Here is a 26,991-nt window from a genome sequence, read left to right on the forward strand (position 1 = left end):
AATGATTGTATCGAGGTAGTATTGTGGATTGCCGAACTTCGCGTTATGTACCCATTGAATTGTCTTGAATTGGCGCAGACGTGGTCTGCCGCAGCTCCACGACGCCGCACCCGGGGTGGCACGTGACTACCCTCAGCATCGTCGGCGGATACGAGTTCTTGCTTAACGACGCGCAGAGGTTGCTGCTGCACCGACAAACCGCGATGGCGCGCGTGCCGCTGAACGTCGCAAACTACATTGTCCTTGAGGGTCGACTCGATGTATCACGATTCCTGTGTGCATTGCGGGACGAAGTCCGTGTTGGCCGCTCAGCGCAGATCACGCTGGGCTCAGATGCGTCCGGTACGACCGGCGTCTACGACCCGACACTGCACGACTTCGTGGAGCACATTGACCTTCGGAACGAGGAGGATCCATTCGGCAAGGTGCTGGAGACGATGCGCGAGGACGTGTCCAAACCTGTCGATCCATTCGCCGACAGGCTTGCTCGAGGAATCCTGTTCGAGCTCAGCAGCACTCGATTCGTACTCTTCCAACGGACGCACCACATCGTCACCGACGGGCTCGGTGCCTTCAACTATATGAGCCGCGGACTCTCGAGAATCGGCGAGATCCTCGGCGGTGCTCCCGATGTCAGCGCTCCGATCATTCCTGACCTGCGCGCTCCCGCCCGAGCCGACGCAGAGTACCGCGCCTCACGCCGCTTCCAGACCGACCGTGATTATTGGCGCACCGTGCTCGACGGTGTTGGTGGCGGAACCCCGTCCCCGTCGCTGCATGTCGGGCCGCCGGAAGCGATTAACCGGAGAGTGTCGGCGCTTATCCCTACTCCCATGATGGGCACACTGCGACGTGCTGCGGAGGAGCGCACCACCACGCTCCCGGCGCTCATCGCGACCACCTTGGCTGCGTACTTCGCGCGCATCACCGACCGTGATGACGTCGTCATCGATCTCGCGGTCGCCGCGAGAACTGTCGCTGCTCTGCGGAATACTCCGCTGCCGACCTTGAATTTCGTGCCCGTGCGGACCGGGGTTGGCTCGGCAAGCACCGTCGGGGATGCGCTGCGCTCCACGCAAAGCGCGCTCATGGGCGCACTGCGGCATCAGCGCTACCGGCGCGACGACATCGTCGCCGACCACGGCGGCCCTATCACCGGACCCGTGCTCAACATCATGATGTTCGACCGGAAGATCCAGTTCGGAGAGTTCACCGCCACCTTCCACTCCCTGACCACCGGACCCGTCGACGACCTGTCGCTCAACATCTATCCCGACACTGAAGGCGACCCGAGCGTGGACGGTTCGCTCGTCGTCGAACTCGAAGCCAACCCGAATCGGTACGACGAGGCCGATGTCGTCGAGCATCATCGGCAGATCGTCGCGCTGCTGGGGGAGGTGGCGACGGCTCTTGTCGAGGGTGGGGAGGTGGCTGTCGACGATCTGCCGATGGTGGTGGAGGAGCCGGCTGCGGTGTCGACGCCGGCGCGGGCGCGGGTGTTGACGGAGATCCTCGATGAGACCGTCGAGCGGTTCGGTGATCGGATTGCCGTCGACGGCGGAGCGTGTGGCGAGGACGCGTTGACGTTCGCCGAACTCGATGAGCGGGCAACGGAGTTCGCCGAAGAGTTGCGCGGGTATGGGGCGCGGCCGGGGGAGACCGTGGCGATCACGCTGCCGCGCGGGGTGGAGCAGGTGGTTGCGTGGTGGGCGGTTGCGCGGAGTGGGGCGGCGATATTGCTCGTTGATCCTTCGTTGATGCGGGTGCGGGTGGAGACGATTCTGCGGGTGGCGGGGCCGGTGTGTGTGGTGTCGGAGGAGAGGGTTGAGTTTGGTGGTGGGCTGCGGGGGTCTCGAGGCTCGGCGCATGGGGGCGCCTCGCACCTCGACCATCGATCAAATAGCGCCGACCATCGATCAAATAGCGCCGATCAGCGGGGGGAAGGCGACGATCGCCTCGACCACCGGATAGAGGGCGGCGGCGACAAGCCGGGGGTGGACGACGTGGCGTATGTGGTGTTCACGTCGGGGACGACGGGGGAGCCCAAAGGTATTGCGGTACCGCATCGGGGACTGGCGAACCTGATCCGGGATGCGGAGTCGCTGCTCGACGACGGGAACGGGCCGGGACGGCTGGCGGCGGTCGCGTCACCGGCCTTCGACATCGCGCACTTCGAGATGCTCGCCTGCGCGGGACTCGGCTACACCCTGGTACCGATCCCGTCGATCGACGCCGGCCTCGGCACAGCACTCGTCGAGAACGCCGTCACCCACCTGTACGCCACCCCGTCGCTCATCGCGCGCATCCCCACCCATCAACTGCCGTGGGTGGTCGGCACCATCGGCGAAACACTGCCGCCGGCCGTCGCGAATCAGGTCTCACCTCAACGCATTTTGCGCAACACGTACGGGCCGGCCGAGGCCACGCTGTATGCGACGGTGGCCACCCTGGATGCACCGATCCCCACCGACCGGCCCACCCCGATCGGCACCGCCGTCGACGGCATGGCCGCCTACCTCCTCGACCACCGGCTCCGCCCACAACCGACGGGAATGATCGGCGAAATCTATCTCGCCGGAGCGCAACTCGCGCTCGGATACCTCGACCGCACCGACCTCACCGCCGCCCGATTCGTTGCCTGCCCCTGGCAACCCGGCACCCGCATGTACCGCACCGGCGACCTCGCCCGCATCGACCCCACCACCGGACTCCTCGAATTCCACGGCCGCAACGACGACCAGATCTCCGTCCACGGCGTCCGCATCGAACCCGCCGAAATCGAACGCACCGCCGCCGATGTCGACGGCGTCGACGCAGCCGTCGCCATCGCCGTCCACAACACACAGGGCACCACCATCGACGTCGCGATCACCACCGACACCGACGACCCCACCGTCCTCGCCGCCACCGTGCGCCAGCACCTCTTCGCAACACTGCCGTCGATGATGTGGCCACGCCGCGTGGTCGCCGTCGACGAACTCCCACTCGGCACCACCGGCAAACTCGACCGACGCGCCGTCGCCACCCTCCTCGCGCAGATCCCGATCACACCGATCGCGTACGAGCCACCCGCCGACGCTGACGAAACTCTGGTCGCGGCAACGGTATCCGCTGTACTCGACGTCGACGAGCCGTCGATGCTCGCCTCCGTCATCGACCTCGGCGGAACGTCGCTATCGGTGATGGAGATCGTCGGACGCCTCGCCACCGCCACCGGCCGCGTCCTCACCATCGCCGACATCACCGCCGCCACCACACTGCGCGACATCGCCGCCCGACTCGCCGCCGCACCGACACACACAGCCCCCGCGCTCACGTCGCAGACCACCCGCGACCACTACCGACCCACCCGCCCCCAACAAGAACTCTGGCTCGCACACCGTCTGAACCCCGCCGACGCCGCCTATCACCTGCCCGTCCACCTCGAATTCGCGCCGGCGATCACCACGTCCGTCCTCACCGCAGCACTCACCGACGTCGCCACCCGACACGAGGCGCTGCGTACCGTTTTCGACGCCGCCGACGACGGAACGGCCACCGCACGAGTTCTTTCCGCCGCGCACCTCGCCGACCACCTACCGGTCACCACCGCACCCCTCGACGAGCCCGGCATCCACGCCGCAGCCACCGCGCCGTTCAACCTCGGCGCGGCCCCCGCCTGGCGAGCCACCATCGACGACTCCGGCGACGCCATCTCGGTGGTCCTCGTCGCCCACCACATCACCGTCGACGGCGCTTCCCTCCCCATCCTCGTCACCGACTTCCTCACTGCCGTCGACGCCCGCCGCGACGGCCACGCACCCAGCTGGCCCAGCCCGGCAGCTCCGTTCAGTGCGTCGATCACCCCCGACCCCACCGATACTGCTGCGGCGCAGACCTTCTGGAGCACCCACCTCGACGGCGCACCCGACCGCTCGGCACTGCCCGAACCCGCGCGGCCCGGGCCGGTGAGCTATCACCACCGCCACCTCGACACCACCTCTCGTGAACGGCTCGCGCAGACCGCCGCTGCGGCCGGCGGCACCATCGCAGCCCTGTTGCGGATCACGCTGGCCGCGGTACTCGCCCGCATCACCGGCCTCGACGACGTCGTGCTGTCGGTGCCGACCAGCGGCCGCGCCACCACCGCCGACCTCGGACGCGTCGGCATGTTCGTGCGCACCCTACCCCTACGGCACACCGCCACCCTCGACCAGCGGCTCGGCGAAGCGCTGACGCGCACCGACGCCACCCTCGCCGAGGCGGTACGTCACGCCGACGCCGCACCCGCCGGCCTCGCCGACGTACTCGTCACCACAGCCGTCACACTCCCGGACGTCATCGACACCACCGGCACCCTGCTTCGCACAGTCCGTCCCCTCGACACCGGATTCGCCCAGACCGCACTGCAATTCGCCATCACCGACACCACCGACGGCCTCGACATCCGGATGACGGTCGACGAGCGCCGCGTCGACCCGACCGGCGCAGAACTACTCCTCGACGCGTTCGTGGAGGCCGTCACCCAGCTCGCCGACGCGACCGCCGACACGGTGATCAGGCACCAGCTACCGCCGGTCGCCGCTCCCGCACCAGCCCCGCGACGCACCCCCACCCTCGACCCGATCCGCGCACTCATCCCGCACACCCGGAGCACCCCGCACGCCGTCGCCGTGACCGACACACGGGGCGACCTCACCTACAGCCAACTCGCCGCCCGCGCCCGCACGCTGGCAATCACCCTGCTGCGCACCGGGGTCCGCGACGGCGATCGCGTCGCCCTGCAGATGAGCCGATCGTCGGACACGATCATCGCGATGGTCGCGGTTCTGATGGCCGGCGCCGCCTACGTCCCCATCGACCCCGACCACCCGCAGTCACGCATCGACGAACTCCTCGACGCCGCAACACCTGTCGCGATCATCGGTGACGACCTGCACGTCGAAGCCCGCGGTCCCTCGACCAGTGCGCGCAGTGCCGACCACCGCGCGCCCGGCGAGGCGTACGTCATCTTCACCTCCGGCTCCACCGGAACACCCAAGGGTGTCAGCGTCAGCCGCGACAACCTCGCGACCATGCTCGGCGCCACCCTCGACGTGGTCGGCGCCGGCGCCGCAGACGTGTGGAGCTGGGCGCACTCCTACGCCTTCGACTTCTCCGTGTGGGAGATCTTCGGGGCGTTGGCCTCCGGCGGCCGCATCGCCGTGCTCGACCGCACCACCGTCCGCGACCCACGCCTGCTCCTCGACGCCCTCGCCACCCACGGCGTCACCATCTTGTCGCAGACACCCACCGCCTTCGCCCGGCTCAGCGACCCCGAGATCGTCGGCGACGACGGCGATCTGCCGGCATTGCGGACCGTCGTCTTCGGCGGCGAAGCCCTCCACCCCACCGCGCTACATGATTGGGCGACAACCCATCCCGGCACGCGCTTGATCAACATGTACGGCATCACCGAGACCACCGTGCATCTCACCGCCGCCGACGTCGACACCACCGACGCCCGCAGCATCATCGGCACACCGCTTGACGGCGTACACCTCTCGGTCCGCGACGCCCGCGGACGCCGCGTCCCCGCCGGCGGGCGCGGCGAACTGTACGTCTCCGGGCGGCAGGTCTCTCGCGGCTACCTCAACGCGGCCGCGGCGACCGCCACCCGCTTCGTCGCCGACCCCGAACAGACCGGCGCACGCATGTACCGCACCGGCGACCTCGTGCGCATCCTGCCCGACGGCCGCCTCGCCTACCTCGGCCGCACCGACGACCAGATCCAGCTGCGCGGCCACCGCATCGAACCCGCTGAGATCGCCGCCGTCCTGCGCCGACTACCCGGCGTCACCGACGCCCGCGTCCTCGTCGGACCCGGCACCCGCGCCGGCGACGAACGGCTCGTCGCCGCGGTCACCGGCTCTGACGCATTGGACGAGGCCGTCCTCCGCACCGAGTGCGCCGCCCAACTCCCCGCCTATGCGGTGCCGTCGCGCGTCGGCGTTGTCGCCGCGTGGCCCGTCACCGACACCGGGAAACTCGATCGCTCAGCACTCCTCACGGCGATCACCGCATCAGCCGCACCCGCGCGACCGCTCACCGAGGCCGAACAGCAGGTCGCCGCGGTGATCGCCGAGGTCATCGGCATCGACGCCGTGGACGCCGACGCCAACTTCTTTGCCCTGGGCGGCAACTCGCTGTCGGCGGCACGGCTGGCCGCCAAGCTCAGCGGACCGCAGCGGTGGGTCACCGTCGGCGACGTGTTCGCCCATCCGACGGTGTCGGCGCTCACCACGCTGGTGGGCCGGCCCGCCGAGGTGGCGGTGGGTAAGCCGCTCGCTGCGACGCAACTGACTGCGGCACAACGGGCTTTGTGGATTCTCAATCGCGTCGAACCGTCCGCGGCCTATCACCTCGCCGTGCGAATCCGGTTGACCAGCAGCACCAGTCGGGAAGTGGTTGAGGCCGCGCTGCGTGACGTCGCCGACCGGCACGAGGCGCTGCGGACGATCTACCCCGAGGTCGACGAGGAGCCTGTGCCACGGGTGCTCTCGGCGGAAGAGATTACGCCGATCACCGACCTAGATGAGCGCGAGGCGGTGCGCACACCGTTCGACCTGAGCCGCGACTGCGGCTGGCGGGCTGTGATCTCCGCGGACGGCGCCGAGCTGATCCTGGTGGCCCACCACATCGTCGTCGACGGATGGTCGGTGCCGGTGCTGGTCACCGACTTCCTGCACGCCCTCGACGCCCGACGCGACGGTTCGGCGCCGCAGTGGCCCGAGCCGCAACCGCTTTTGGGCGCGCGACGCGTGCCGGCCGACGCCGACTACTGGACCACCCACCTCGCCGGTGCCCCCACCACACTCGCACTGCCCGAGCCGCCCGACCCGCGCCCCACCGGGCTGACCGCCGGACCGGCTGTGGTGGAGCACTCGACGCTCGACGCGGCCACCGCCGCCGCCCTGGCACAGCGGGCCGCCGACGCCGGAACCACCGTGTACGCGCTGCTCTGGGTGGCGCTCGCCGCCACCCTCGCCGAGATCACCGGCACCGACGACGCCGTCATCGGCATCCCTGTCGCCGGCCGCGACGACCCGGCCACCCATGGCCTCGTCGGGATGCTCGCACGCACCGTTCCGCTGCGCGCCAGCGGTATTCGCTCATCACGTGTCGCTGACGCGCTGGCGCAGGCGCACACTACATTCGCCGCGGCCATGGCGCACGCCGACACCGCACCGGTGACGGTGCCACCCGTGCTCCTCGACCACGACGTCACGCCGCCGATTCCGCCGGGCGTCGCCGAGTACGAGGCGCTGCCCACCGGGCAGGCGCGCACCGCACTGGAAGTCACCGTCCGCGACACCGGCACCGGCATGACCATCGCGCTGTCGGTGGCCGAGCACCACGTCGACCCCGCCGCCGGACCTGTTCTGCTGCAACGATTCCTCGCGTTGCTGCGGGGATTGGCGACGGCTACGGATGCTCGTGTTGAGGATCTGTTGCCTGCCGCAGAGCCGATCGAGTCGCCTGCCCGCACCGCCGACCCCGCCGATGTGCTCGACCTGCTGCGGACCGTGGCCGCGCGTCATCCGGAGGCGACCGCCGTTGCGGACGAACACGGTTCGCTGACGTATGCGGACCTGCTGGCGCGAGCGAGCGCGTATGCCGCGGACCTTGCGGACAGCGGCGTGGGGGCCGGTGAGAGGGTCCCGTTGACGTTGCCGCCGTCGGTGGATGCGGTCGTCGCGATGGTCGGCGTGCTGATGGCCGACGCGGTGGTCGTGCCGATCGACCCGGCCGCACCGCAGGAGCGGGTCGCGGCGATGCTCGCGCGGTGCGAGACGGCGACGACCCCGGGCGATGCCTACGTCATGCACACCTCCGGCTCGACGGGAACACCCAAGGGCGTCATCGCCACCCGCGCCGGACTGGCCGCCATGCTCGCCGCTTCCCGCGACCTCATCGACCCCCGACCGGGCGACGTGTGGGCGTGCACCCATGCCCCCACCTTCGACGTGTCGGTGTGGGAGATCTTCGGGGCGCTCACCTCGGGCGGCACCGTCGCGATCGTGAGCCGCGACGACGTCGTCGACGTAGAGCGCTTCGTCGACGCCCTCGACCACCACGGCGTCACCATCCTCGCCCACACGCCCACGTCGTTCGTCCGGCTCACCGACCCGACGATCGGCGCACACCGGCTACGGACGCTGCGGTGCCTGGTGCTCGGCGGCGAAGCCTTCGACCCGACCGCGCTGCAGCAGTGGACACTCCTGCATCCCGACGTCCGGCTCGTCACCATGTACGGACCCACCGAAACCACCGTCCAGGTGACCGGCGGCGACATCGACGTCGATGACCACCGACCCCTCATCGGCCGACCACTGGCCGGCGTCGGCGCAGAAGTCCTCGACATACAGGGCCGACCGGTGCCGATCGGCGGACGCGGCGAGTTGTACCTCACCGGAACACAACTCGCCCGCGGATACGTCGACCCCGCCGAAACCGCGGCACGCTTCGTCGCCGCACCCGACGGCACACGCCGCTATCGCACCGGCGACCTGGTGCGCCGCCTGTCCAACGGCCGACTGGCCTACCTCGGCCGCACCGACGATCAAGTGCAGATCCGCGGATACCGCGTCGAACCCGCCGCCGTCGTGGCGGTACTCCGATCCGTGCCCGGCGTTAATGACGCGCGGGTCGTCGTCGACTCGGGTGCACAGCCCGGCGACGAGCGGCTCATCGGATTCGTGATCGGCGACGCCGACGAGTCGACCCTTCTGGATGCTTGTGCCGCAGCACTTCCCGCGCATCAGGTGCCCGCGCGGATCGGATTCGTCGACCGGTGGCCGCTGACCGCACACGGCAAACTCGATCGGCAAGCGTTGCTGCGCAGCCTCACTACGTCCGACGTGCGTGAGCCGGGGGAGCTGACCGATCGCGAACAGCTGGTTGCCGACGCGATGGCCGCCACCCTCGGTGATGCGCCACCCATCACCGCCGACACCAACTTCTTTGCCGTGGGCGGCAACTCGCTGTCGGCGGCACGGCTCGCCAGCCGGTTGTCTCAATCAGGGCTCGCGATCTCGGTGACCGCCGTCTTCGCCGGGCCCACCGTGCGGGATCTGGCCGCGCTGGACGCCGTGGCGACGGACGGTGTGCCCGATCTGGATGGTGTTCGCATTGAACCTGATCGGCTCCCACTGGCGCCCGAGCAAGAGGACCTGTGGCTGCGGTGGCGTGCCGAACCCGACCGCACCGGATACCTCATGACCATGGCGATCCCGGTCGCCGAGATCTGGGACGGCAGAATCGACGACCTGCGCGGCGCACTCACCTCCGTCGCCGTGACCTACGACGCGCTGCGCACCAGCTTCCCGATCGCCGACGACGGCACGCCCTACCAGGAGCGCTGGGCCGACGCCGACGTCCGGACCCATCTGGGTGCGCTCGCGGTCACCGAGGTCGCCGACATCGGCGAGGCACTCGCCGCGTTGGCCGAGCCCATCGACCTGACGACGAGCCTCCCGTGGCGCCTCGCCCTCGCCGAACACGACGCCACCACATGGGTTCTCGTGGTCGTCCACCACATCGTCGCCGATGGCGAAACGCTGCCGATCCTGCGGACGGCGCTGACCGCGCCCACCCTTCCGGCCGTCGACTACCGGCGCTACACCCAGTGGCGCCTCGACGCCCTCGCCTCCCGCCGCGCCGAACTCATCGCCTACTGGACGTCGGTGTTCACCGAACCCGTTGCCACGCTGCAACTCCCCGAAATCGACCTCGGTGCACCCGCCGGCGGCCGGCCCCGACACAGTGCGGTGGTGCTCTCGGCAGAGACCACCGCGCAACTCGACGCGCTCGCCGCCGATGCGCGCAGCACCCCATTCATCGCGCTGCACACCGTCCTCGCGATGATCCTCGCCCGACAGTCCGGCAGCGACGTCGTCACCATCGGCACCGCACTGTCCGGGCGAGTCGACCCGCGCCTGGCAGACGTCCCCGGACTCTTCGCCCGCGCCGTCCCGCTGCACACCCGCATCGACCTCGACGTCCCGTTCACCGACCTCCTCGCCGCCGTCACCGCCACCGACGTCGGCGCGCTCGCCCACGCCGACCTCCCGCTCTTCGAGATCGGCCGAATCGCCGACCCCGACCGCGACCGCGCCGGACGCCCACTGTTCGACGTCGTCCTCGGCGCCGTCCCCGACGACGTGGCATCGCGCTACTCCGGCGCTGCCGCACCATTGTTCGGCATCGACGTGATGAGCCACCGCCGCGACGGTCGCGCGCACCTCGATCTCACCTGCGGGGAACGCGTCACCGACCAACCTCGACTCGACGCCTTGGCCTCGCTCCTCGGGTCGGTTCTCGAACAGGCTGTGGCACAACCCGAACGGACCGGTGCCGACCTCCTCGGTGGCTCGGAAGCGCGGCGGGTGAAGCCACCACCGCCGGAGACGCTGGCCGAACTGCTCGACGCGCAGCTCGCCACACCGTCGGCGATCGCCATCGACGATGCCGCGCACCGCATTCCCGGATGCGGTGCCCCGCTGCGTTACGGCGACATCGACCGCCTCGCCGACGCGCTCGCATGGCGGCTGCGGGAGCAGGGGATCGGACCGGGTCAGGTGGTGGCCTGTCACCTGCCGCGGTCGGTGTTCGGGGTGGTGGCCACCGTGGCGATCGCCCGGGCTGGCGCGGCATTCGTCGCCGTCGACCCCGCTGACCCCGCAGCCCGACGCCGCGACATCCTCGACCGTGCCCGTGCTGCCGTGGTTCTCATGCTCGTCGCCGACGAGGTGCCCGACGTGGGTGCGTTGCCGGTCATCGCTGTCGACAATCCGTACCTGTATCCGGCCGAACGGCGACGATTCACCCGCGCCGACCGGGTGCGCCCGCTGCATATCGACGACGCCGCCTACCTCACCTTCACCTCGGGGACCACGGGCCGGCCCAAGGGCGTCGTCGTCACCCATCGCGGACTCGCCGGCTGGGCCCGCGACACCGTCCGACGCCTCGAGCTGACACCCCTCGATCGCGTGATGCACACGTACGCCGTCGGTTTCGACGCGCACCTGATGGGACTCGTGCCCGTCCTCGCCGCAGGAGCCTGCGTGGTGATCTGCCCGCCGGAGGTGATCGGCGGCGACGACCTCGCCGACCACATCGCCGACACCGAGACCACCGTGCTGCTGACGACGCCGTCGGTGCTGTCGACACTGAGCCCCGCGCAGGTGCCGGAGGTCCGGCACGTCGCGGTCGGTGGCGAAGCGCTGAGCGCCCGGCTGGCCGGCACGTGGATGGCGCACGGGCACACCGTCAGCAACGAGTACGGGCCCACCGAGACGACGGTCGCCGTCACCAGCGCGCGATGCCGGCCCGACGGCCCGATCACCATCGGCACCACCATGCCCGGAGTCGACGCCATCGTCCTCGACGGCCGGCTGCGGCCGGTGCCCGACTACACGATCGGAGAACTGTACATCGGCGGAAGTGCCCTCGCACGAGGCTATCTCGACGACCCGGCGGGCACCGCCGCCGCCTTCGTGGCCGGCCCCGACGGGACACGGCGGTATCGCACCGGCGACCTAGTCCACCGGCGCGCCGACGGCGACCTCGTCATCCACGGGCGCGGTGACGATCAGCTGAAGGTGCGCGGCATCCGGATCGAACCGGCCGAGGTGGAGGCCGCCCTCACCGGTCTCCCGGACGTGAGCGAAGCCGTCGTCGCCGCCCGTCGCACCCCGGCCGGTGAGCGGGTGCTCGCCGCATGGGTCATTCCGGCACCCGGTTCCCCCGTTGACGGTGCGAGCCTGCGGGAACAGGTGCGTACGGTGCTGCCGCGCAGCGTGGTTCCGGCGTCGATCACACTCGTCGATCGGCTGCCGCTCGGGCCGACCGGCAAGGTCGACCGCAGCCGCCTGCCCGCCCCGGACCTCGCGGCTGATGTCGCGGAGATCGTCGCCCCACGCACCGATGTGGAGCGGACGGTGGTGGCCGTGTACCGCGAGGTCCTCGGCGTCGACGAGGTGCACGCGCACGCCGACTTCTTTGCCCTCGGCGGTACGTCGTTGTCGGCGACACAGGTCGCCTCACGGCTCTCCGAACGTCTCGGCGCCGACGTCGCGGTCCGCACCCTGTTCGACACGCGGACCGTCGCCGCCCTCGCCGCGGCAATCCCAATGGGCTCCGATGTGCCGGTCGCTGTGCCACGCCACCTGCCACGACCCGAACGGCTGCCGCTGGCATACCCGCAGCGGCGCATCTGGATTCAACATCTCCGTGCTCCCGCGTCGACGGCGTACCACGTGCCGCTGGTGGTGAGGCTGACCGGAGCCGTCGACGTCGACCGGCTCGCCAAGGCGATGGTCGCGGTACTCGGGCGCCACGAGAGCCTACGGACCGTCATCGACGACGGGCCGTGGCAGCGACTCGCCGACGGCGCCGACGTCCGCATCGTCCGGGTGAACGAAGCTGTGGGCGCGGCGATTCGGGACGAGATCACGCGACCCTTCGACCTGGAATGCGAGATCGGCGTTCGCGCAGTTCTTTTCGAGAGCGCCGACCACGTCGATGTGGCCGTGACCGCACACCACATCGCGCTCGACGGCTGGTCGGTGCGACTGCTCCTCGGCGAGCTCGCCCAGGCCTACACCGGCACCGAACTGGCCCCGCCCGCACTCACCTACGGCGACTACACCCAGTGGCACCTCGCGCTCCTCGGGCGCCCCGACGATCCGTCGAGCCGCTACTCCCGCGAAATCCGGCACTGGCAACAGGTGTTGGCCGACGTCACCCCGTTCCGCACCCCCGGCGTCGGCGGCGACGTCGGACCGGGCGGCCGTATCACCCACCGCCTCGACACCGGCGTCACCACCGCGATCACCGCTGCGGCACAACGGGAATCGGCAACCCTGTTCCAAGCAGCCCATGCCGCGCTGGCATCGGTCCTCGGCCGCTGGGCACGACGCGACGACGTGGTCATCGCGATGCCCGTGCACGGGCGATCGGCACCGCAGTGGGAGTCGGTGGTCGGGATGTTCGTCAACACCGTCGCCCTGCGCACCCGGATCGACGCCACCACGTCGATGCGGTCGGCGGTGCGGCAGGCGCGCGACGTCGCGCTCGACGCCCTCGCCCACGCCGAGGTGCCCTACGAGGCGGTGGCCGCAGCCGTCCGCCCCGGTGCCCGCGACGGCATCGACCCGCTCACCTCGATCCTGCTCGTCGGCCAGGACGTGGTGCCCGCGGTCGACGGGGCAGGGGTGTTCAACGCAGGAGTTCTCGCCGACGGGGTGCGAGCGGAGCCCGTGCCACTCGACGGAGATGCGGTGGCCGCCAAACTCGACGCCGAACTGGTGATCACCGTCGTCGAGGGGCACCTCGAGGCGACCGCGGTGTATTCACCACGAGTGTCGGCCGAGGTGGCCGACGCGCTGCTCACCGACGTCTGCGCAGCACTCGCGGCGATGGCCGACGACCTCGACCGACCGTTCCCCGAGCTGATGGCGCTACCGACCGGGGCGGTGGCCGAGGAGGTGACGCCGCGGCCCATTGCGGCTGTCGGCGAGCCGAACTCGCACGATGTGGAGGCGGTGCGCGCGGTCATGGCTGACATCCTCGGCGTCGACGACGTCGGGGCCGACGAGGACTTCTTCACGCTCGGCGGCACGTCGTTGTCGGCGACGCAGGTGTCGTCGAGGTTGGGACGCGACCTGGGGGTGCGGGTGCCGACCGCGCTCGTCTTCGACCACCCGACGCCGCGTGCACTGGCGAGCGCTGTCGCGGGTGTGGTGAGCGCCGTCGGCGGAGAAGTGAGCGCTGTCGCGGGTGGGGAGGGCGCTGTCGGCGGGGAGTGGGTGCCGCTGGCGCCGACGCAACGACGACTGTGGACCGCGGCATCCATGGCCGAGGCCGCACCCCTTTACGCGGTGCCCGTCGTGGTGCCGGTACCCGACGGCGTGTCCGTCGAGAATGCGGCCGACGCTCTGCGCGCCGTGATCGCCCGCCACCAGGCCTTGCGCCTGGCCTACGGCGACACGGGGAGTGGCCCGCGCCAGCGGGTCGTCGAGGGCTGGTCATCCGATGTCGAGATCCTCGCCGCCGAGTCGTTGGACGCCGATGTGCTGACCGGCCTGCTGCACCTCCCGCCCGCCAACTCCGCCGGCACACCGCCGGTGCGGGCGCTCGTCGTCAGCGTGCTCACGGACACCGGCGAGCGGCCACTCGCGGTGGGTATCCTCGCCCACCACATCAGCATCGACGGCGAGTCCGCGGCCATGATCGCCGCCGACCTCACCGCCGCAGTGATGGGCACCCCGCTCGGTGCGTCGACGGGTGATTTCCTCGGTGCCGCAGCAGAACTCGATTCGCGAGAACGTACCGAACGCGCTGACCTGCTGGAGTTCTGGGAGCAAGCTCTCGACGGATACGCCGACGACCTCGGCCTCGTCGAACACCGGCCCGTCGTGCGTGACCTCTCGACGGCAACCGTGCGTCGCACCCTCACCCGCCACCTTACCGACAAGATCCGCAGCACCGCACGCGCCCACCACGCCTCCGAGTTCCACATCCTGCACGCGGCCACAGCATTCGCGCTGAGCGTGCAGGCCGGTGCCGACGACATCGCCATGGCCACTCCCGTCTCACTGCGCGGCGACGACCGGTGGCGCTCGGTGGTCGGCATGCTCGTCTCGACCGTGGTGGTGCGCACCCGGATCGGGGCCGTCGGCACCGTCGAGGAACTCATCAACATGGTGCGCGACGACGACCTCGCGGCCACCGACCATGCCCTCGTCGCCTTCGACGACGTCGTCGACCATCTCGGTGTCACCCGCGTCGTCGGCCGACATCCCCTGGTGCAGATCATGTTCTCGGTGGTCGACGGAGCCATGGCGTCGGGCTCAGCGGCAGCCGCCGGCACCGTGCCCGGCATCGACGAGTTCAGCCCGAGAAGTGAATTCGATCTTCAGGTGATCGTCACACTCGACCCCGAGGGACACCGCATCGACGTGATCTATGCGCGACAACTGTTCTCGGAGGCTCAGATCAACACGATCGTCCGGAGAATCGGCACCGCACTGCAGATCGTCACCGGCGACGGGACACAGCGCCTCGACCCCACCCGTCTGCTGAGCCGGCGCGAGTCGGAGTTCATCCTCGAGCATGCGGGCGCCACCCCCGACAGCGTCGAACCGCCACTGCTGCACGACATTCTCGACGCGGCCGTGCGTCGGCATGCGAACGTGATGGCCGTCGGCGACGGTGTACGGCATCTCACCTTCGCCGAGCTCGACGCCTGGGTCTCGGTGACCGCCCGCAGCTTCGCCGACCGCGGTGTGCGCGTCGGCGATCGGGTCGGGCTGCTCATCGACCGATCGGTCGAATGGGTGGTGGCGTGGTGGGCGGTGAGCCGGCTCGGTGCGGTGATCGTGGCCGTCGACGTCGATCATCCGGCCGCTCGCATCGAGAAGACCCTCGCGCTCGCGCAGGCCCGACCGGTGACCCGTCACGACATCCCACCCCAGCCGCACGGTCCGGTTGCACCTGTTCCAGCACAACGTGTCTCACCCGATGCGCTCGCCTACATCATCACCACCTCCGGCACCACGGGCGCCCCCAGCGCGGTCGCGGTCACCCATCGTGGAGTGCACCGCTGCACCAGCGTGAGCGGCATCTCGGTGTTGGACCGGGTCGCCTTCACCACCGGCCCGGCGTTCGACGCGTCGATCATGGCGATCCTGTCGGCGGTCGGAGCGGGTGCGGCGCTGGTGGTTGCGCCGTCGTCGGTGCGCGCCGGCACCGAACTGACCGCGTGGTTGCGGGAGGTCAGCGCCACGGTGATGCTCGGGACGCCGTCGGTGATGCAAACCGTCGACCCCGCGGCGTTGCCGTCGATGCGTCGCGTCTTCATCGGGGGAGAAGCGTTGCCGCGCACCCTTGCCGACCAGTGGTCGGCGCACACCGAGGTCGACAACGTCTACGGCCCCACCGAAGCGACCGTCTGGGTGACCGGCGCCCCCTATCGATCCGACGAACCGAATCGCATCGGATACCCGCTGCCCGGCATCGGAACCATCATTCTGGACCGGCGTCTGCGGCCGGTCGCCCCCGGTGTCGTCGGCGAACTGTACGTCGTCGGAACCGGATTGGCGCGCGGCTATCTGGGTGATCCCGGCAAGACCGCCGCACGGTTCGTTGCCGGCCCCGGAGGTGAACGGCTCTATCGCACCGGTGATCTCGTGCGCTGGGACCGGCGCGGCGGTGGCCTGATCTATGTGGGGCGCGTCGACCGACAGATCAAGATCCGCGGGCAACGCGTCGAACCCGCCGAGATCGACGCCGTGCTCTTGGGATCGGGGGCGGCACAGGCGGCAACCGTCGTCCGGCCGGGTCCGGCGGGTGCTGTCCTGATCTCCTATGTCGTCGGTGCCGCGGCCGACGTCGAGCAGATGCGCCGCGCGGTCGTCCGCATGCTCCCGCGGCACATGGTGCCCGCGCAGATCATCGCCGTCGACGCGTTACCGCACACCAGCGCAGGCAAGATCGATGACGCTGCGCTCCCACCGCCGCAATGGACCCGATCCGGTCGCGCGCCGACCACCGCCCACGAACACGCGGTGTGCGCGGCGTTCGAGTCGGTCCTCGGGATGCCGGTCGGCATGGACGACGACTTCTTCGACGCCGGCGGAAACTCGTTGGCGCTGATCGCGTTACGTGACGAGATCGAGCACCGTACCGGGTTGCGGATCTCGGTTGCCGAACTGTTCGCGCACGCCACACCCGCCGGCGTCGTCGCCGGCAGTGACCGGCTTCTGGAGCACCGGGTGGTGGAGTTGTCGGCGGAGAGCGCGGCGCGCAAGGCCATGGTGGGGGAGAGCGCGCCGCTGTGGGTGGTGCACACCGTGACGGGCATCGTCACCGATTACGCCCCGCTGGCCCACGCCATGCCGGATCGCCGCGTGCTCGGCCTCCAACTACCCGAGCTCCTCGACACCGCGCACGCGATGCCGGAGTCGTTGGCCGCCATCGCAGCACGTCACGTGACCGCGATCCGCGAGCGCCAACCCGACGGTCCGTATCGACTGATCGGCTGGTCGTACGGTGGGGTGCTCGCCCACGAGATCGCCCGCCAGATCGTCGAGTGCGGCGGAGAGATCGCGTTACTGGTGCTTCTCGACCCGCGGACCCCGGCCGAAGTCGCCGCCGCCGAACTCGTGGGCGTCGCCGACGACGATGCGGCCCGGCTCGACGATCTGCTGCAGCCGCTCGCCGCCGCCGACCCCGACCTGGCAGCCACGGTCACCCACCGCATCGGGATCGTCGTCGACGGGTTGCGCCGACATCAGCCGTCGTCGGTGACCGCAGGTAGGGTCCTGTACCTGGCGTCGAACGACGGCGGCATGGATGTGGACGTGAAGAGGCAGGCGTGGGCGCCCTATCTCGACGGTGACGTCGAGGTGATCGAGACCGGTCGTGCGCACGCCGATCTTGGTGGGCCGGCGTCGATGCGGCAGATCGCGGAACTACTCGAGGAGCATTGGTGAGCGAAGGACAGAGCGGTCCGGGAGTGGGCGACCGGCCCCAGTCGATTCTGTTCGTGTGCACGGGCAACATCTGTCGGTCGCCGATCGCCGAGCGCATTCTGCGGACACTCGCCGGTACCGTCGGGGTGTCGGTGACGGTGACCAGCGCGGGTGTCGGCGCGCAGAACGGTGCGCCGATGCATCCGCTGTCGGTCGAGGTGCTCGACGAACACGGCTACGACGCAGCCGGATTCGAAGCCCACTACCTTCGCCCGCAGATCCTCGACGGTGCCGACCTGGTGCTGACGATGACCCGCGAACACCGCGCCGCGTGCCAGCGGACGACACCCGCGCGGTGGAAGCGGATGTTCACGCTCAACGAGTTCGTGGAGCTGGTCGGCGAACTCGACGGCGCCGGCCTGTCGACGGTGATCGAGTCGCGAGCACGGATCGACACCAACGCCGAGCGCCTCGACATCGTCGACCCGATGGGACAGCCGAAGGAGGCGTTCGAGCGGGTCTTCGCCGAGATCGAACCGCGGGTGCTCGACGTGGCGTCGTGGCTGGCCGGCGGTGCGGCCGTCGAGTTGCCCGGTGGTCGCGAGCCGGAGCCGGTCCCCGTCGAGCCGGTGGCAGACGACGGTACGCCGCCGCCGGAGGACCCGGGGTCGGCGTCGTCGGGTGACGACACGCTGCACGCCCGGAGGTGGCGGAATCGGTGGCTGTGGATCGTCCTCGGTGTGCTCATCGCTGTGGTGGTGATCGGTGTTGCGTGGCTTGCCTATTCGGCGTTCGCGGCGAAGGGGGAGTTGGAGTCGGCCCGCACCGACACGCAACGCGCGCGCACCGCGATCCTCGACGGCGACCAGAAGACGGCCAAGCAGGCCGCGCAGTCGGCGGCCGACGAGGCGGGTAGTGCCGCAGACCGCACCGACGGGGTGGTGTGGTCTGCGGCCGCGGCCATCCCGTGGCTCGGCAAACCACTCGACTCGGTGACCCAGATCAGTTCCGCGGTGTCGGACTACGCCTCCCAGGTACTGGTGCCGTCGGCGGATCTGTCGTCGGTGCTCTCGCCGTCACAGCTGCGCCGCGGCGACACCATCTCCACCGCCCCGCTGCGGCAGGCGCAACCGCAGCTCGCGGCGATCGCGGAGAAGTCCGACGCTATCGCCACCCGCGCCGCCGGGATCGATCCGAGCTGGTCGGGTACGGTCGCCGACGCCCGCAACCAGCTCGTCGACCTGCTCGACCGTGCCAACACCACCGTGCAGGGCACCGATATTGCCGCGCAACTGGTTCCGTCGATGCTCGGCGCCGACGGGCCGCGGAACTACATCCTCGCCCTGCAGACACCGTCGGAGTCTCGGGGGACCGGTGGGCTCGTCGGCGGGTTCGCGATCATCAACGCCACCGACGGCCGGGTGACCGCGCCGACGTTGGGTGCCAACTCGGACTTCCGTAATCCGGCGCGTCCGCAGATCGATCTGGGGCAGGAGTACGACTGGCTGTTCGACTCGTTCAAGCCCTACACCGACTTCCGCAACTCCAATCTGAGTCCGAACTTTCCCGACGCCGCCCGGATCTGGATCGCCAACTGGAAGTCGCAGACCGGTCAGCAACTCGACGGTGCCGTCGCGCTCGACCCGATCGCGATGAGCTACGTCCTGAAGGTGACCGGGCCGGTCACGCTGCCGAGCGGGGAGAAGATCACCGCCGACAACATCGTCCCGATCACGCTGTCGACGGCGTATCAACGCTTCGCCGACAACAATGATGCGCGAAAAGCGTATCTGCAGAGCATCTCCCGAGCCGTCGTCGGCCAGATCTCCGGTTTCCGCGGCGACACAGGTGCGCTCCTCGAAGCACTCGGTCGTGGAGTGCATGAGCGTCGGATCATGGTGTACAGCGCCGATGCCGCCGAGCAGAAGATCCTGGAGTCCACCGACCTCGGACACCAGATCCCGGACACGTCCGCACCGTATCTCCAGGTCGCGCTGTCCAACGCCGCCGGTAACAAGCTCGACTACTACCTGCGCCGGGAGATCTCGTATCAGGCCGCCGGATGCAGCGGGGACTCGCGGAAGAGCACGGTGACCGTCACGCTCACCAACACTCTCGACAACCTCTCGCTGCCCGACTATGTCGTCGCACCCAACGGCACCAACCTGTCGGTGGCCCGCGGAACGAACCTCGTCAACGTCGCGATGCTGACCACCAAGGGCGCGACCGTCACCTCCCTGACCGTCGACGGCGTCGGTCCGCTCTACACCAACGAAACCCTCAATGGCCGCCCCTACGTCTCGACCCTGGTGCGCGTGCCGCCCGGTCAGAAGGTCACCGTCACCATGAACCTCGAGGAGCCGACGTCGGCGCACGGCCCCGCCGACGTCCCCATCCAGCCCCTCGTCGACACCCCGCAGGTAAAGGTGGATGTCCCGGCCTGCCGGTGATCGCCCCTTCTGGGCGACTCCCATGATCGGTCGTCGAGGTGCGACGAGCCGCTAGGCGAGGAGCCTCGAGACGTGGTGACCCGGTGCTGGGTGCCGGCCCGGTACGAATATAACTTCCACGGAATCGGCCCGAAAACCCCGATTTTGGGGGTCGGTAGTCCTCTCCGGTGGAAGTTGTATTCGTAGTCGGCGGTTGCGGTGGTCTCGAGACGCGTCGTGCTTGCTCGGCGCTCCTCGACCAGCGGAGGGGATCGCGCCCGGCGGCATCGAGGGGTGGCGCTCCTCGATCATCGGGTGGGGGCGGCCCTTTCCCGGTCGTCGAGGTGTGACGAGCCGCTAGGCGAGGAGCCTCGAGACGTGGTGACCCGGTGCTGGGTGCCGGCCCGGTACGAATATAACTTCCACGGAATCGGCCCGAAAACCCCGATTTTGGGGGTCGGTAGTCCTCTCCGGTGGAAGTTGTATTCGTAGTCGGCGGTTGCGGTGGTCTCGAGACGCGTCGTGCTTGCTCGGCGCTCCTCGACCAGCGGAGGGGATCGCGCTCGGCGGTGTCGAAGGGTGGTGCTTCTCGACCATCGGAGGGGGCCACGCTCCGGCGGTCCATTGGGCAGAGGGAAAGCGGCTCGATGATCGGACGAGCTCACCAGGAATGCATTCTTGGCGACATTCTTTGACGCGTCCTCACCATTCATGCACGGGATTCCTCGGCATTCTTTGCGGGCTCTTCGAAGTTAGGCGGGCACTGCTCAGCAGTGGAATTGCTGGATGCTGGCCCGCTGGGCGCGGGTGCAGTGGAATCGTATCCGGCGGCGTGAGTTTTCGGTGTTTCGGAACCCGCAGGCCACGCGTTTGACCTGTTTGACCAGGCGGTTGTAGCCCTCGGTACGCGCGTTGGTCAGACCGGTGTGCAGGAACGCCAAGACCGCTGGCCACCAGGTCTCGATCGTGGTCGCCAGCCTGGTGACCTCGGGGATCTGGGTGTCGGCACACCAGCTGTAGAACCGATAGAGACGTGCGCGGATCTCGGCATCATCGACGCTGTCACGAGCGGCGGCGAGCAGTGTGCGGAGCTCTTCTTTGGCGATGTAGGCAGCCAAGATCTGGCCGGTCGGATCGTTGTCGATCAGGGCGTTCCACATATTCGCAAATGACTTGTCCGACAGACGTTCTCGCGATGTCAGCAGCCGTCTCCGGTTGGCCCATTCCGGGTCTTGTTTGCGGCCGCGGCGGCCGTGGGTATCGAAAGTGACCCTGCGCCGGACCGCGGTGACCATGTCGTTGGCCAGCTTGACCAGATGGAAGTGATCGACCACCACCTGCGCGTTCGGCAAGAGGGTGTCGGTGACTGCGGCGGCGTAGGCGGCCGACGGGTCGATGACCACATGCCTCACCGCGTGGCGGAACTGCGAGGTCTGCTCGCAGAGCCAGTCGGTGACCGCGGCACTGGTGCGGCCCTCGACCTGGCCGAGTAGGCCCTGAGTGCCGCCGAGATCGACGAACCCGGTGTCCCAAGGGTCGGTGCGTAGCCAGGACCGGTCGGCAGCATCACGAGTCCAGCGGGGCTTGCCGCGGCGGGTCTCGTCAATACCGAGTACCAGCACCGGTTTCGGGTCGGTCAAGACCTCGTCGGCGTGGGCGGCGAACGCGGCGTGTGCAGTCGGCCACGACACGCCCGCCCCAGCGGCAACCTCGGTCACCGAGCGGGCTGCTTCACCGATGCTGCGGCCGATCTGAGTCCGCAGTCTGGTGGTGGTACGTCGTCGTGCCGGTACCTGCGGGATCGATTCGGTAAACGAGCGACGCACACAGCCAGCGTTACGGCAGTAGTAGCGTGTCTTGTTCCACCGCAACTGAATTGGTGCATCACCATAGCGGATGTCACGTGGACTGGTGATCGCGCGGCCCTTCACAGAACTCGAAGCAACCCGACAGTCCGGACACCTCGCCGCCGCCCGATCGGCCGTCACGACATCAACGATCCGAGTCCCGTCGGCGCGCCGAGAAACCCCGACGACCTCCACTCCTTCCAACCCCAACAACAACGACGTAGCATCGGCCATGCCCCTGGTACTCCTTCACCGAAATCTTGAATGCTTCGCAACATCCAGATTTCCGGAGACCGGGGGCGTCTCACCTCAACGACACGCCGGCCCGCTGACCAGGCCTCGCCCGCTCAACCTTGAAGAGCCTCTTTGCGTGGCCTGGAATCGCGGAACGATGGATTCACGAGAATCAAGAATCCAGTCTCGCAAAGCTGGCGTTCGGGATCTGAGTGAAATGACACCAAGATGCCCATTGTACTGCTGGTTTACATGGCGGAAATACAGGTATTGGCACGCAAGAAAGCACTGTGAAGACCGTCACACTCGCTGGGATCAAGCAATCTGGACTCTGGTCCGTAACGCTGCGACCGGACAGAACGTCCGACCCGGGCGCGCTGGTCATGGCCCTGCGGCCGATCGGCGATCGGGCATTTGTTGAGCAAAGCGAAGAATCTCCGTTAATCGCAATACCGTTCAGTTAAGGTTACATGGGTGTAGTTTGTAGGGTATGCTTCGTGCTGGGTGGGTGAAGCCTGAGTCGGATCGTCGGTTGTCGGATGTGGTGTCGGTGGGCGTGTTGACGCGGACGTTTCCGCCGGATGTGGTGGACGAGGTGATCGCAGCGGCGGGCCGGACCGAGGTGCGTCATCGGGCGTTGCCGGCGCGGGTGATGGCGTATTTCTCGATCGGGATGGCGTTGTATGCCGAGGGCTCGTATGAGGATGTGTTATCCCAGCTCACGGATGGTTTGTCGTGGGCGTCGGGGTGGGAGGAGTCCTATCGCGTTCCGGGGAAGTCGGCGATCTTTCAGGCGCGGTCTCGTCTGGGGTCGGCGCCGATGAAGGCGTTGTTTGAGCGGGTCGCAGTGCCGTTGGGGCGGGAATCGACGCCTGGGGTGTGGTTGGCGGGGCGGCGGCTGGTTGCTGTGGATGGGACGTGTCTTGATGTCGCCGACACGCCGGTCAACGATGAGTATTTCGGGCGGCCCGGGGTGAACAAGGGTGAGCGGGCGGCGTTCCCGATGGCGCGGGTGGTGGCGCTCGCCGAGTGCGGCACGCACGCCATTTTCGCCGCCGCGGTGGGCACCTACGCCCAGTCCGAGGCGGTGCTGATCGAGTCGTTGCTACCGCATCTGACACCGGGGATGCTGGTCACGGCTGATCGTGGAGTGTTCTCGTATGCGTTGTGGCGCAAAGCTATAGCGACCAACGCGGATCTGTTGTGGCGGGTGAAGACCTCAGGTACAGGGCCGTTACCACGACATGTGAAGGACTTTCCGGATGGCTCGTGGCTGGCCGAATTGCACCAGACACATTCGGCCGCGGCGCGGCGCGCTGAGCCGATGCTGGTGCGGGTGATCGACTACACCATCGATGACGGCCGGGAGAACGCCGACCACTATCGGTTGCTGACCACGATCCTGGACCCTGACGAAGTCGGTGCGGTCGAGTTGGCTGCGGCCTATACCGAGCGGTGGGAGATCGAGATTGCCTTCGATGAGCTGAAAACCCACCAGCGCGGGCCCCGTACCGTGCTGCGTTCGAAGTCTCCTGATCTTGTGCTGCAGGAGATTTGGGGGCATCTGTGTTGTCACTATGCGATCCGGTCGTTGATGGTCGAGGCCGCCGGTCACGCCGGCCACGACCCCGACAGGGTCAGTTTCGTTGCCGCACTGAGGATTACCCGCCAATCGGTCGCCCACCAGGGCGACTTTCCCCCCTCACGACCCTGACACCACCAGCCGCAGCTGGCTCACCTTCCTCACTCGCCTCACACGCAGACTCAACCCCGCACGTCGACGACGAGCCAACCCACGCGTCGTCAAACGCAAATACGTGAAATGGCACGTCAAACGCGCTCACCACGCCTCCTGGCCGCAACCGACACAGTCACCGATCTACACAACCGACCCGCTTAACTGAACGGTATTGCCGTTAATCGCGTTCGGTGTGGCTGTCAAACGGTGGAGAAGTCACAAAAGAATTCCAATCCGGCGTTGTGGTCCGGGTAAACGGGGGTTAATGTTGACCCGTGCTAAAGATCAACGGGATCTTGTCAACTGTCCCGCATTGATTGATTCACGTGAACATGGCCGAAGAGTGGTTCGGGGCGGTCATGGGCCCGCGCAAACAGCGCGCAGGTTGGCTCGGCGAAGAGGCCGAGCCGCGAGAAGGCCGGCGGTGGCGATGATGCGACCGCCCGGCCGGCATCGCCCCACCGAGATCTGATCGCGGGAGGTGTGGTGAGTCCGTCAGGGCAAGCATCGGCGCTGAACGTGTGGAGTTCAGACGCAACACAAGACAGCAATCCCGACATCGGCGCACGTCGTAGTCGCCCCCAATGGAGCAAGAAGTACCTGGCCCGGCTGGCCATCTCCGACGCGGTCATCGTGATCGCCGCGGTCACCGTCGCGCACCTTCTCCGGTTCGGCACCGGCAACCCGTTCGGCCAGCGCGGACAAGTCGAGATCCCGGCCACCAGCGTGGCCCTCATCCTGATCATCCTGTGGCTCATGGCTTTACGTGCCAACCACGCGCTGGATCGTCGCGTCGTCGGGTCCGGCCCACAGGAGTACAGCCGCGTGGCCACGGCCTGCTTCGCCGTCTTCGGCGCACTGGCGATCGTCGACCAGATCTTCCGGCTGCAGATCGCCCGCGGCTTCCTGCTGCTGGCGCTGCCGCTGGGCACCATCGCCCTGCTCGTGTCGCGATATCTGTGGCGCCGCAACCTGTCTCGTCAACGCCGCAACCGGCTGAACATGGAAAAGCTCCTGGTCGTCGGCAGCCGCGACACCGCGACATCGCTCGTGCGCCGGCTCACCCACACACCCCAGCTCGGGTACGACGTCGTGGGGGTGTGCCTCCCGCGCACCGTCGCGCCGCTGCCCCCACACATCGAGGTGGGGGAGCATGCGATCCCGGTCCACGGTGACCTCGACGACGTGCTGGCGGCAGTCGACTCCGCCGACGCATCGGTGGTGGCGGTCAGCTCGGCCGAGGTTCTCGGCCCCGACGCCATGCAGGAACTGTCCTGGGGCCTGGAGCGCGTCGACGTCGACATGCTCGTCGCCCCCGGCGTCGCCGACGTCGCAGGCCCCCGACTCACGGTGCGCCCGGTTGCCGGACTTCCGTTGCTGCACATCGACAAACCCCGCTACGAAGGCGCCAACCGATTCCGCAAGGCGCTCGTCGACAGGGTGGGCGCGGCGGTACTGATCCTGGCCCTGGCGCCGGCGATGTGCCTGGTCGCGCTGGCGATCGTGCTCGACACCGGCGCCCCGATCTTCTACCGCGCCACCCGGATCGGGGTGAACAATGCGCCGTTCCAGATGTGGAAGTTCCGGTCGATGGTGGTCGACGCCGACCGCGTCAAAGCCGATCTCCGCGCGCGCAGCGAGGGCAACGGCGTCCTGTTCAAGATGCGTGACGACCCGCGAATCACCCGGGTCGGCAAGATCATCCGCCGCTACAGCCTCGACGAATTGCCCCAGCTGTTCAACGTCGTCGGCGGCACGATGAGCCTGGTCGGCCCGCGCCCACCGCTACCCGACGAGGTCGAGCAGTACGACGGGCGGATCGCACGACGCATGCTGGTCAAACCCGGGATGACCGGGCTCTGGCAGGTGTCGGGCCGCTCGGATCTGTCCTGGGAGGACTCGATCCGCCTTGACCTCTCCTACGTCGAGAACTGGTCGATCATGCAAGACGTGCTGATCCTGTGGCGCACCGTCCGGGCGGTCTTCGACAAGACCGGCGCCTACTGAGCGCGCCCCAACCTGGACGCCCCCAGACCCCGGACGGCGCCGTCGGGTGCTGAGTAACCCCACCCCCGCGAGTACCCGCCGACGCCGTCCGGTCCATTCCCCCCAGAGACATATACCACCGCCAGACACACCACCGACATCCACGACCGACGCGAGAAACGAGAGCCCGATGTCGTACCCGACCCATACCCCCCGAATCCTGCACACCACCAACGTCTATGACGGCGGCATCAGCCGGGCGGTGGAGAAGATCGTCTCGCTGACCCCGCAATACGAGCATCACCTGCTGGCCGCGGGCGGATCGGTCGGCTCCGGTACCGCCGAGTTCGCGTCGGTCACCGAACTCTCCCGAGACCCGTTGCGCGCCATCGGCGACCTGCGCACCCGGACCCGTCAACTGCAACCCGATCTGGTCCATGCGCACTCCAGTTGGGCCGGATTCTTCTGTCGCGCCGCGGCTCTGCCGGTGCACACGATCTACCAGCCACACTGCTTCGTGCTGCAGGACCCGCAACGCGCCGGCTGGAAACAAGGCGTGTTCCGGGCCGCCGAACAACTCCTGAGTCTGCGCAAACACACCATGGTGGTACTGACTCCCGAGGAGGAGTCGGTGGCGCGCAGCATGATCGGCGTGCGCCTCGGCCGCGCCCACGTCGTGCGCGTACCCAACGCCGCGCACCGCGAACCCGCCGACCCGCTGCGCACCGCGACACAACCCTGGCATGAGCGGGCCCGGGTCGCGATGATCGGCCGGATCTGCCCGCAGAAGGACCCGCGGTTCTTCGCCCAGCTCGCCAAGGCACTACAGCGCAAACATGAAGACGCCGAGCTCATCTGGATCGGCGACGGCGACCCCGACGCCAGGCGACTGCTCGAACACAACGGGGTGACGGTGACCGGCTGGGTCGGCGACGACGAACTCGACGCGCTGCTCCGCTCGATCGACGTCTACGTGCACAGCGCACTCTACGAAGGGTTCCCCCTGTCGGTCCTCGACGCCGCGAGCTACCGCATCCCCACCGTGGTCCGCGACATCCCCTGCTTCGACGGCACCCCACTGGTCTGCGAATCGACGGTCACCGAGGTGGCCGAACAGATCCACCACATCGTCGCCGACGACGACTACCACGACGAGGTCGTCGACCGCACCGTGCGCGTGCTCTCGACGATGAACAAGACCAAGCAGCGTCAGGCCTTCGTCGACTGCTACGACGCCTGCCTCGCCGAGGGAGCCTAGCGGT

General features: G+C 68.5%; 6 protein-coding genes. 5 read left to right on the forward strand and 1 reads right to left on the reverse strand.

The window, feature by feature from the left end:
* Window positions 1-122: 122 nt before the first annotated feature.
* Both AC5ZH6_RS06000 and AC5ZH6_RS06005 read left to right on the forward strand, forming a co-directional pair.
* Complete coding sequence (locus AC5ZH6_RS06000) at window positions 123-17,516, forward strand: amino acid adenylation domain-containing protein (protein WP_496168671.1); 17,394 nt, start codon at window positions 123-125, stop codon at window positions 17,514-17,516.
* The gene (locus tag AC5ZH6_RS06005; protein WP_496168672.1) at window positions 17,513-19,945 is read left to right on the forward strand and encodes a DUF4012 domain-containing protein; all 2,433 of its coding nucleotides are present in this window, start codon (window positions 17,513-17,515) and stop codon (window positions 19,943-19,945) included. The genes AC5ZH6_RS06000 and AC5ZH6_RS06005 overlap by 4 nt, the downstream gene beginning before the upstream one ends.
* A gap of 746 nt (window positions 19,946-20,691) precedes the next feature.
* Here the strand turns inward: AC5ZH6_RS06005 and AC5ZH6_RS06010 are convergent.
* Window positions 20,692-22,005 carry an ISL3 family transposase gene (locus AC5ZH6_RS06010; RefSeq protein ID WP_496167932.1) on the reverse strand — a complete coding sequence of 438 codons (1,314 nt, stop codon included), beginning with the start codon at window positions 22,003-22,005 and terminating at the stop codon, window positions 20,692-20,694.
* A gap of 490 nt (window positions 22,006-22,495) precedes the next feature.
* Here AC5ZH6_RS06010 and AC5ZH6_RS06015 point away from each other — a divergent pair, with 490 nt between their 5' ends.
* The 3 genes from AC5ZH6_RS06015 to AC5ZH6_RS06025 all read left to right on the forward strand — a co-directional run bounded on the left by AC5ZH6_RS06015 (window position 22,496) and on the right by AC5ZH6_RS06025 (window position 26,987).
* Complete coding sequence (locus AC5ZH6_RS06015; RefSeq protein WP_496167491.1) at window positions 22,496-23,719, forward strand: IS4 family transposase; 1,224 nt, start codon at window positions 22,496-22,498, stop codon at window positions 23,717-23,719.
* Window positions 23,720-24,229: 510 nt separating this feature from the next.
* Complete coding sequence (locus tag AC5ZH6_RS06020) at window positions 24,230-25,750, forward strand: sugar transferase (RefSeq protein ID WP_496168673.1); 1,521 nt, start codon at window positions 24,230-24,232, stop codon at window positions 25,748-25,750.
* Window positions 25,751-25,919: 169 nt separating this feature from the next.
* The gene (locus AC5ZH6_RS06025; RefSeq protein ID WP_020172185.1) at window positions 25,920-26,987 is read left to right on the forward strand and encodes a glycosyltransferase family 4 protein; all 1,068 of its coding nucleotides are present in this window, start codon (window positions 25,920-25,922) and stop codon (window positions 26,985-26,987) included.
* Window positions 26,988-26,991: the final 4 nt, after the last annotated feature.

The sequence above is a fragment of the Gordonia sp. YC-XJ4 genome (assembly GCF_059511865.1).

Coding starts and splice junctions, on each gene's coding strand:
- AC5ZH6_RS06010 (WP_496167932.1), bottom strand. CDS start 22,005: ATGGCCGATGCTACGTCGTTGTTGTTGGGGTTGGAAGGAGTGGAGGTC.
- AC5ZH6_RS06025 (WP_020172185.1), top strand. CDS start 25,920: ATGTCGTACCCGACCCATACCCCCCGAATCCTGCACACCACCAACGTC.
- AC5ZH6_RS06015 (WP_496167491.1), top strand. CDS start 22,496: ATGCTTCGTGCTGGGTGGGTGAAGCCTGAGTCGGATCGTCGGTTGTCG.